Raw genomic sequence first — 8,396 nt, 5'->3', positions numbered from 1 at the left:
GCACCAGCACCAGCACCAGCACCAGCACCAGCACCAGCACCAGCACCAGCACCAGCACCAGCACCAGCACCAGCACCTGCGCCAGCACCTGCGCCAGCACCTGCGCCTGCGCCAGCACCAGCACCTGCAACGGGCCCCGTAAGTCTGTGCCGGCAAGTAGAACCTCGCGTAGCGCCGAGGGGTCTAGCTATCCGCACTGAGCCTTCAAGGACTGCTGCGGTTAAAGGCGGTGTACCTGCTAACGGTCAAGTAACGCTTGTACCGAATTTCCAGTTAGTGAAAGATAAGAATGGAGAAAACCGCAATTGGGTTGAGATTTCAGCCCCTGTGGCCGGATTCATCTCCGCTGGAAATTTGATCATGTGCAAGTAAACTTCTGAGTTCGATCGCTCTTTTTGACTAAAAGAGCGATCGACACCCAAAATAGTTTTAAGATTGTCGCGCAGCCAGGGAACAACGCGGAACCCAGATTGCTTCGATGACTTACCCAGGAATAACTTATTTCAGCAGGCAGCCAGCGGTAGCGAATCTTTCTGGGCCTCTGTTTTTCATCATCGGTTGCGTAAAGTCCTAGCTTCCTTCCTCGCAACGTATCCGGGGTGAAAGAATTTAAGCAAAAAGCCGATCGACCTTTCTACTGACAGCGGCCGCTTGCCCAATTTTGGTGTCCGCGATTTGGTTGACACTTCGATTGTCGGCCAATCCACATAATTTCCCACTTATTTTGCCTGAGTCTGAGTTCGATGCGGTGTCGCATTGCAGCAACAGAATCGTCAGCTAAACCGATAACTGTATGCACAATTACTGCTGTTTCTCCCGTGGGATATTCAACCGAAATTTGGTCGCTTTTTCGGCCTTCAGATTCTGTGTCGAGAATAAAGAGTTTTGCGGCGATATCTTTGGGGTTGGAGACGGTAATTTTGCGATCGGCAAGGAACTGTTTAGCGTTAAGTGCTTCGTAGTTCGATCGGGCGGCGGGCTGCCCCATTGCTGCGATGGGAATTTGGGTGCAGGCGAAAATAGCTGGGAAAAAGAGCGATCGCTTGAGAGTTGATTAGTTCATTAGGCTTCAGATTGTGCCAGAAACTTTTGTCTTCGAGATGCGAAAGCCGCCAAATCTGCCTCGGTGAATTGAGTTTGCTGCCATGAGGGACGCGACATTAGTCGATCGCACCAAGCTTGAATTTTTGGATAACCGTCTATGGATACACCAACCTGCGACGACAGCAAAGGCACGACGGTACCGGCAGTACACTCGGCAAACGTCACATTGTTGCTACCGAAAAAAGGGCGATCGTCCAACAAACCTTCAAAAAATGCCAGCACAGTATTGACTTTTTCCTTCGCCTTTCTTATTGCTTGAGGTTCAGGATTTCCCCAGCCCATTTTTTCGCTGATGAGGGGGGAAAGGGCCGGCCCAAGTTCGTTAATCGTGACCAATTCTACCATTTTCACAACTGCCAAATCTTGCGGTTCTTTCGGGAGCATTGCCGGTTCGGGATACTTCGTTTCTAGATAGTCAAGAATTGCCAGAGACTCGAAGACGGTGAAGCCATCATCGACCAAAACAGGGATGCGGTGAAAAGGATTGATTGCCACAAATTCCGACTGCAAGTGATCGCCGTCCAAGTGGATTTCTATTAATTCAAAATCGAGGTTTTTTTCTAAAAGGGCGACCCACACGCGGCGGGAGTTGGTGGAAATGGGAGTGTGATAAAGTTTCATAGCTGGTGGGGGTAATTATTGAAAGGTAATATAGCAATCCTCGCATCAGTTTCAATAACTGGTTAACTGGTTCCCAGGCAGAGCCTGGGAACCGATGTCCAGAGGCTCTGCCTCGGCCCAGACTATGGAGGCAGAGCCTCCGGATATGCGTTACCAGGCAGAGCCTGGTAACGAGTATAAAAACTAAATTAAAATTCCCTTAATTCCTTAATATCTGCCGAATTTCGCTGCTGCTAATTGTGATGGTGGCTGACATTTGCCTTATCTCTGCTCACTTTACGATTAATCAGTATATCATCCCACCAACTTCTAAAGCTCCTTTTATTGGCGGATTATTGGCTCATATTGACTTCCTGACGCACAGACGAGGTAATCGCCTCTACTAGAAATAATCGCTCACTAAGTGACAAATTCCTGGTTAATTCTACCAATTCTTGAAACGATATTTTTTTGGATATTTCTGAAAATTTATCATTCTGAGCTGGCGAAGAAACCTCACCATAACTTAAAGTTTTGACTGAAGTATTCTGAGCTAAAGTTGTCGTCATGTCTGCGTGGAGAAGCTCTAAAAATTTAATATCGTTCCCTAGATCGGCAGCCTCATCCTCATCTACATCTTCAATTACTTGCAAACGTTCTTTATAGGCATTGATTTGATGTTCAATGGCTTCTATAATAAACCTTAAATCTTTAAATGATAAATTCATGATACTTGCCTTGGTAAGAATAAATACTCATTGGCCGACTTGAGTTGAAAATACCCAAAAGATTATTTTTTCCGATGCAGGTAATTTGATATAAAAAACTAATCAAATATACTATTAATTATATTAGGAGGTTGGGTTTATCTACTTACACCCAACCTCCTCTTAACTTATTCTATTTTACAGAAAAATGTGCCTATGAGGTGAAGTGCCTCTTTGTATTTTTCTAGAGTCATCGGTCTACTGGGCTGGAATAACCAATGACCGTCCCGGTCATTCACTAATTCCAGTTCTGGTGGAATGTCAGTGCCGAGGTCTAATTTATACCAATTTTTTCCTGAGCCTGGACTCTCAAAGGTTGATATTCCTTCTGACCGAGACATTCCTCCTGACAACCTTCCTTCTTCTAAAGTAGGCATAACCCATAATTCATCTTGCTGTTCATAAACGGTAATATCTTTATTGGGTCTGACATTATCCATTCTAGGTGAACTAGCATTCCCCTGTCGATACAGCGCAACGGGTGTTTTAGGCATCTTTAATCTCCTGAAATTGTAAAAAATTAACTGTCACGCAGGGTTAGGTTTTTGGGTATAACCTCGCATGTGAGTACAGAGGCACGGGGGCCTTATAGATTGAGCGTTTAGTTAATTTCGCTTCAGAGTTAAAGTTATGCCTATGCTAAAAACCGTTACCAAAATAACAGGGCGGGCCCTAAAGCCCGCCCCATCAAACGATCGACTATCGATTAGTAATCGAAGTCGCCACCGCCCATGCCGCCGCCAGCGCCAGCAGCAGCGCCATCCTTCGGTTCAGGCTTGTCAACGACGATGCACTCGGTTGTCAGCACCATACCAGCAATAGATGCGGCATTTTGCAGAGCAGAACGAGTCACCTTCGCAGGGTCAACGATACCAGCTTCAAACATATCGACAAACTCATTTGTCGCTGCGTTGAAACCAACGTTGAACGGCTTTTCTTTGACGCGCTCAGCAATCACAGCGCCATTCAAACCAGCATTTTCAGCAATCCGCTTCAGAGGAGCAGCCAGAGCCCGTGCCACAATCAAAGCACCGGTCAATTCTTCGCCCTTCAGGCTGCTGTTAGCCCACTCTTCCAATTGAGGAGTCAGGTGAGCCAAAGTTGTACCGCCACCAGGAACAATTCCTTCTTCTACTGCTGCTTTGGTTGCGTTGATCGCATCTTCCAAACGCAGTTTGCGATCCTTCATTTCTGTTTCGGTAGCCGCGCCGACTTTGATGACTGCGACGCCGCCAGCCAATTTGGCCAAACGTTCTTGCAGCTTTTCTTTGTCGTAGGAAGACTCGGTTTCGTCCATTTGACGGCGAATTTGTTCGCAGCGGGACTTGACGGCGGCTTCGTTACCTTCGGCAACAATTGTGGTGCTGTCCTTGGTGATGGTGATGCGGCGAGCTTTGCCGATCATGTCGAGCTTGGTATTTTCCAGTTTCAAACCGGCATCTTCGGTGATTAGTTGACCGCCGGTCAATACGGCGATATCTTCTAACATGGCTTTGCGTCGATCGCCAAAACCGGGTGCTTTAACAGCAGTCACGTTCAACACACCGCGCAGTTTGTTGACAACGAGGGTAGCTAGAGCTTCTTTCTCAATGTCTTCTGCAATGATCAACAGCGGGCGGCCGGAACGAGCTACTTGTTCGAGCACCGGTACTAAATCTTGTACCAAAGCGATTTTCTTGTCTGTCAGCAAGATGAAGGGTTCTTCTAGAATCGCTTCCATCCGCTCAGTGTCGGTGACGAAGTAGGGAGAAATGTAGCCTTTGTCGAAGCGCATCCCTTCGGTGATTTCCAATTCGGTGGTCATAGACTTCCCTTCTTCCAGGGAAATCACGCCTTCCTTGCCCACCTTGTCCATTGCGTTAGCAATCATTTGGCCGACTTCATCGTCGTTACCAGCAGAGATGGAGCCGACTTGAGCGATGGCTTTGGAATCTTCTACTTGTTTGGCGTGTTCGGCAATTTTTTCTACCAAAAACGTGGTTGCTTTGTCAACACCGCGCTTGAGGGCGATCGCATTTGCGCCGGCTGCTACGTTACGCAGACCTTCTTTGACCATTGCGTGAGCCAAAACGGTAGCAGTTGTTGTACCGTCGCCTGCTGCGTCGTTGGTTTTGGAAGCTGCTTGACGGATCAGGGCAACGCCTGTATTTTCTACGTGGTCTTCTAGTTCGATTTCTTTGGCGATGGTAACACCGTCATTGACGATCTGAGGAGCTCCGAATTTCTTTTCGAGAACCACGTTACGGCCTTTGGGGCCGAGGGTTACGGCCACTGCTTCGGCCAAAATGTCCATACCGCGTTCGAGGGCGCGACGTGCATTTTCGTTGTAGATGATACGCTTAGCCATAGTTTTTGGGGATGAGAGGGTTTGAGATTTTGGATTGGGGATGATGGATTTTAGTCATTTGTCCCGTGTCATTAGTTGTTTGGCGGCGTTCGCTTTAAACTAATGACTGATGACTAAGGACTGATGACTAATGATTAATTAGTTAACGATCGCCAGAATGTCTTTTTCTGCAAGCAAGACGTATTCGTCTGTGCCGAGTTTGATGTCGGTGCCGGCGTACTTCGAGTAGAGAACTTTGTCGCCGACTTTGACTTCCATTTCAGTGCGGCTGCCGTCGTCATTGCGCTTGCCGGGGCCCACGGCCGCGACTTCGCCTACTTGGGGCTTTTCCTTAGCTGTGTCGGGCAGAAGGATGCCGCCGGCGGTTTTTTCTTCGCTAGCGCTTACTTTCACGAACACGCGCTCGCCTAACGGTTTAACGGTAGAAACACTCAGTGATACTGCTGCCATAAATAAATCTCCAGATTACAGATTGTCGTGAGTCAGTCGTCAGGGGTCACGATGAAAGCAACAGCGGACTACTTACAACTGACATATTAGCACTCTCGACTCCTGAGTGCTAATTTAGCTTTAGTCAGGGGCGATCGCAACTTAGTTGTCAGTACGGGTTCCCGAACCGAAAATGAGTAGGAGGCAAGGAGAGGGGGAGAGAGGGAGAGAGGGAGAGGGGGAGAGAGGGAGAGGGAGAGAGGGAGAGGGGGAGAGAGCCAGAAGCGAAAAAGCCCGGATTTCGACTGGTTATGCCTTTAAAACTTGCCTCTTGCTTGCCCTCAATTTCTGAATAGTAAAAAACCTACCCTTGAGACGGGAGGGAGTGGGGGCTGTGATGATGACTTTCGATCGCTAACCAATTACTTTTGATTGATGAATACAATGACCGAACATAACGAGGAATCTTGCAGCCAAGGCTTGAGCGCTTGCGTCCAAAGCCTGGGAATCGCTCAAATCGAGCGACATATTTTTATCTGTGCCGACCAAACCGTGCCCAAGTGCTGCGATCGGCAAACCAGTCTGGAGGCGTGGAATTACTTAAAAAAACGCTTGCAAGAATTGGGACTCGACAAGCCAAGTGCCACTCGACCAGCCTGCGTCTTTCGCACCAAAGCCAATTGCCTGCGAGTGTGCGCGTCTGGCCCGATTATGGTAGTCTATCCAGACGGAGTGTGGTATCGCGACGTTACTCCCCCCGTCATTGAGAGAATTATTCAGGAACATCTCCTCAACTCAAAGGTCGTTCAAGAATACGCTTTCTTAACTCATCCTTTGCCTGTGCCTTCTGATGCACAGCAAAACATTTAAGTATAGCGCTGTTTAAAGTACAGGGTTATAATTAAATGTTAAGTTTCAAGGTTAAGGGTGAGAAATTTAGACGGTTGGGCGTCCGGGCGATCGCACCTGCTACAGCTCAATAAAACTGTATTTAGGTTCTTGTCTTCCTGGTGCGGCTTCCCGTGTTCCTTGTGTTTCTCAAAAGGTACAGTAAAAAAAATCCCTTGGAGGAACTGTGAAATTTTGTGCAAAAATTTCTCAGTGGCCGACACTAAGCAGGTTGCCAAACTACACTAGAAACAGTTAAATACGTAAGTAGGGAGTCTGCTTAAATTTCTCTATATCAGAAGTATCATTTTAAACCGGGGCATTAACCTGAAATTGAACCGATCGAGATTAAATATTTAACTTGGGCTCTGTTACGGAATCTCCAATCAATCAAGGCAGATATTGACAGGGCGATCGTCCATTACAGGTTTGGGCTGCATTCCAGGTCGTAAGACACTCACAAACAGCAGTCAATTATAGGTTGGAAAGCGGTAATACCCGCCCCGCTTTCCCTCACCGCCATCCCTTCAGTCGATCGTCGTCCTCCACTCCCAGCCGGGTGGCGGGGGACTGACCGAAAAAACAGAAGTGAAAACAAGGAAGTGTGCGGGATACTTTAGCGGGAATAAACATGACAAAGGACAATAATTCAGGAGAGCAAAAACGGCTGATGCTGGTTGACGATGACCCGAACTTGATCTTGCTCGTCAAGGACTACTTGGAGTTTCGGGGTTACAACGTCATTACAGCAGAAAACGGCAGAGACGCTCTGGAAAAACTAGAACAAGAAGTTCCCGACTTGATTATCTGCGATGTGATGATGCCGGAAATGGACGGCTACACTTTAGTCAAACACATCAGAGAAGACCCTCGCACTAGCTGGATTCCGGTTCTTTTCTTGTCCGCAAAAGGTCAAAGTTCAGACCGAGTAAAAGGCTTGAGCACTGGGGCTGACGTTTATATAGTCAAGCCTTTTGAACCAGAAGAACTGGTAGCCCAAGTGGAATCTTCTCTGAAAGCTGCCTCCCGCTTGATTCGCCACTCAAATCCCGGTATAGAGAGTGGCACAAAAATTAAGGCGCGCCGCAATGTCGAATTGACTCCCACTGAGTTAAAGGTGGTACAGTTGCTAGCGCAGGGTATGGCAAACCGCCAGATCGCAGACGTGATGAATGTCAGCCAGCGGACTATCGAAAGCCACGTCAGCAATATGCTGGGCAAAACAGGTCTGCACAACCGGACAGAGTTAGCTCGCTGGGCTCTTGAAAGCAAAAAGGCTTAAGCGGAGGTAGTCTGCGCTATGAAATCAGGGGAGCAAAATCTACTGCTATGCGCTGGGCGTATGCCTGCTTGGCGGTAGGGCGGTGGGCGCGGTAGTTTGAATGCGCCATTAACCTTGACACGGCAGCCGGTATTGAGTTACTAGGCGTATAGTTTGTGAGGGCCCCTCGCTCAAATGCAAGCAGGGTTAAAAGAACCCTCTGGCGGTAGAGCCGAAAATATGAAATACTGGGGAGATGGAGTTTTCTGAAGTCTAATCTATTGCCTCAGTTAGCTCCATGTTGCTAAAATGTGATATTTAGATTAACTTCTTTCTACAATTATTAGGTCTAAGTTTCTATGACAAACTTAATGAACCGCCTTTCTATTTTTGTGGACGGGAACAATATGTTCTACGCTCAACAAAAGAACGGTTGGTTTTTTGATCCTCGCAGGGTGCTCGAATATTTCAAAACTTCGCAGCCGAATGTCATCTTGATCAATGCTTTCTGGTATACGGGTCTAAAAGACCCCCAAGATCAAAGGGGATTTCGAGATGCCTTGATCAGTCTGGGTTACACGGTTCGCACTAAGATTCTTAAGGAATATTACGACGATGCTTCGGGCAGATATTCTCAAAAGGCTAATTTAGACATTGAGATTGTGGTTGATATGTTTAATACGGTGGATCAGTACGACCAAGTTGTACTTTTTAGCGGGGATGGGGATTTTGAGCGGGCGATCGAGCTGCTGCGATCGAAAAATACTCATATTACTGTGGTATCAACCGAAGGAATGATTGCGAGAGAGTTACGAAATGCTACAGATAGGTATATAGACCTAAATGAAATTAGGGAACATATCGAGAAAATGGATTATTAGTCATTAGTCATTAGTCATTAGTTATTAGTCATTAGTCATTAGTCATTAGTCATTAGTCATTAGTCAGCAGTCATTAGTCAGTAGTTATGGGTTATGGGTTATTAATTATTCGTTATTGG

9 protein-coding genes are annotated in these 8,396 nt (G+C 47.0%); 3 read left to right on the top strand and 6 right to left on the bottom strand.

Annotated features, from left to right (window positions below; genetic code table 11):
- Positions 1 to 634 precede the first annotated feature (634 nt).
- The 6 genes from QUB35_RS06365 to groES all read right to left on the bottom strand — a co-directional run bounded on the left by QUB35_RS06365 (position 635) and on the right by groES (position 5,268).
- Positions 635 to 988, bottom strand: coding sequence for a hypothetical protein (locus QUB35_RS06365; protein WP_333140397.1), 354 nt, complete (start codon positions 986 to 988; stop codon positions 635 to 637).
- A 74-nt stretch (positions 989 to 1,062) separates the two neighbouring features.
- A complete protein-coding gene (locus tag QUB35_RS06360; RefSeq protein WP_333140394.1) occupies positions 1,063 to 1,725 on the bottom strand; it encodes a glutathione S-transferase family protein in 663 nt (220 codons plus the stop codon).
- A gap of 332 nt (positions 1,726 to 2,057) precedes the next feature.
- Positions 2,058 to 2,432 carry a hypothetical protein gene (locus tag QUB35_RS06355; protein WP_333140392.1) on the bottom strand — a complete coding sequence of 125 codons (375 nt, stop codon included), beginning with the start codon at positions 2,430 to 2,432 and terminating at the stop codon, positions 2,058 to 2,060.
- Between the two features lie 167 nt (positions 2,433 to 2,599).
- Positions 2,600 to 2,965 carry a Tse2 family ADP-ribosyltransferase toxin gene (locus QUB35_RS06350; RefSeq protein ID WP_333140390.1) on the bottom strand — a complete coding sequence of 122 codons (366 nt, stop codon included), beginning with the start codon at positions 2,963 to 2,965 and terminating at the stop codon, positions 2,600 to 2,602.
- 212 nt (positions 2,966 to 3,177) lie between these two features.
- Positions 3,178 to 4,818 (bottom strand): chaperonin GroEL, encoded by a 1,641-nt coding sequence (gene groL / locus QUB35_RS06345; RefSeq protein WP_333046934.1) that lies wholly within the window; start codon positions 4,816 to 4,818, stop codon positions 3,178 to 3,180.
- 138 nt (positions 4,819 to 4,956) lie between these two features.
- Entirely contained in the window at positions 4,957 to 5,268 is a 312-nt protein-coding gene (gene groES / locus QUB35_RS06340; RefSeq protein ID WP_006633072.1) for a co-chaperone GroES, read from the bottom strand.
- Between the two features lie 423 nt (positions 5,269 to 5,691).
- Between groES and QUB35_RS06335 the strand changes: the two genes are divergently transcribed.
- From QUB35_RS06335 to QUB35_RS06325, 3 genes are all read left to right on the top strand, one after another.
- A complete protein-coding gene (locus QUB35_RS06335) occupies positions 5,692 to 6,117 on the top strand; it encodes a ferredoxin (protein ID WP_333140387.1) in 426 nt (141 codons plus the stop codon).
- A 649-nt stretch (positions 6,118 to 6,766) separates the two neighbouring features.
- The gene (locus tag QUB35_RS06330) at positions 6,767 to 7,417 is read left to right on the top strand and encodes a response regulator transcription factor (RefSeq protein WP_333105463.1); all 651 of its coding nucleotides are present in this window, start codon (positions 6,767 to 6,769) and stop codon (positions 7,415 to 7,417) included.
- A gap of 338 nt (positions 7,418 to 7,755) precedes the next feature.
- Positions 7,756 to 8,277 carry a LabA-like NYN domain-containing protein gene (locus tag QUB35_RS06325; RefSeq protein ID WP_006633075.1) on the top strand — a complete coding sequence of 174 codons (522 nt, stop codon included), beginning with the start codon at positions 7,756 to 7,758 and terminating at the stop codon, positions 8,275 to 8,277.
- Positions 8,278 to 8,396 lie beyond the last annotated feature (119 nt).

Source organism: Microcoleus sp. B13-B6, assembly GCF_036705405.1.
Taxonomy (GTDB): Bacteria; Cyanobacteriota; Cyanobacteriia; order Cyanobacteriales; family Microcoleaceae; genus Microcoleus.
The sequence above is the reverse complement of the archived record's forward strand: the minus strand, read 5'-3'. Positions and strand labels throughout refer to the sequence as shown.

Coding starts and splice junctions, on each gene's coding strand:
- QUB35_RS06360 (WP_333140394.1), bottom strand. CDS start 1,725: ATGAAACTTTATCACACTCCCATTTCCACCAACTCCCGCCGCGTGTGG.
- groL (WP_333046934.1), bottom strand. CDS start 4,818: ATGGCTAAGCGTATCATCTACAACGAAAATGCACGTCGCGCCCTCGAA.
- QUB35_RS06330 (WP_333105463.1), top strand. CDS start 6,767: ATGACAAAGGACAATAATTCAGGAGAGCAAAAACGGCTGATGCTGGTT.
- QUB35_RS06350 (WP_333140390.1), bottom strand. CDS start 2,965: ATGCCTAAAACACCCGTTGCGCTGTATCGACAGGGGAATGCTAGTTCA.
- QUB35_RS06335 (WP_333140387.1), top strand. CDS start 5,692: ATGACCGAACATAACGAGGAATCTTGCAGCCAAGGCTTGAGCGCTTGC.
- groES (WP_006633072.1), bottom strand. CDS start 5,268: ATGGCAGCAGTATCACTGAGTGTTTCTACCGTTAAACCGTTAGGCGAG.
- QUB35_RS06325 (WP_006633075.1), top strand. CDS start 7,756: ATGACAAACTTAATGAACCGCCTTTCTATTTTTGTGGACGGGAACAAT.
- QUB35_RS06365 (WP_333140397.1), bottom strand. CDS start 988: ATGGGGCAGCCCGCCGCCCGATCGAACTACGAAGCACTTAACGCTAAA.
- QUB35_RS06355 (WP_333140392.1), bottom strand. CDS start 2,432: ATGAATTTATCATTTAAAGATTTAAGGTTTATTATAGAAGCCATTGAA.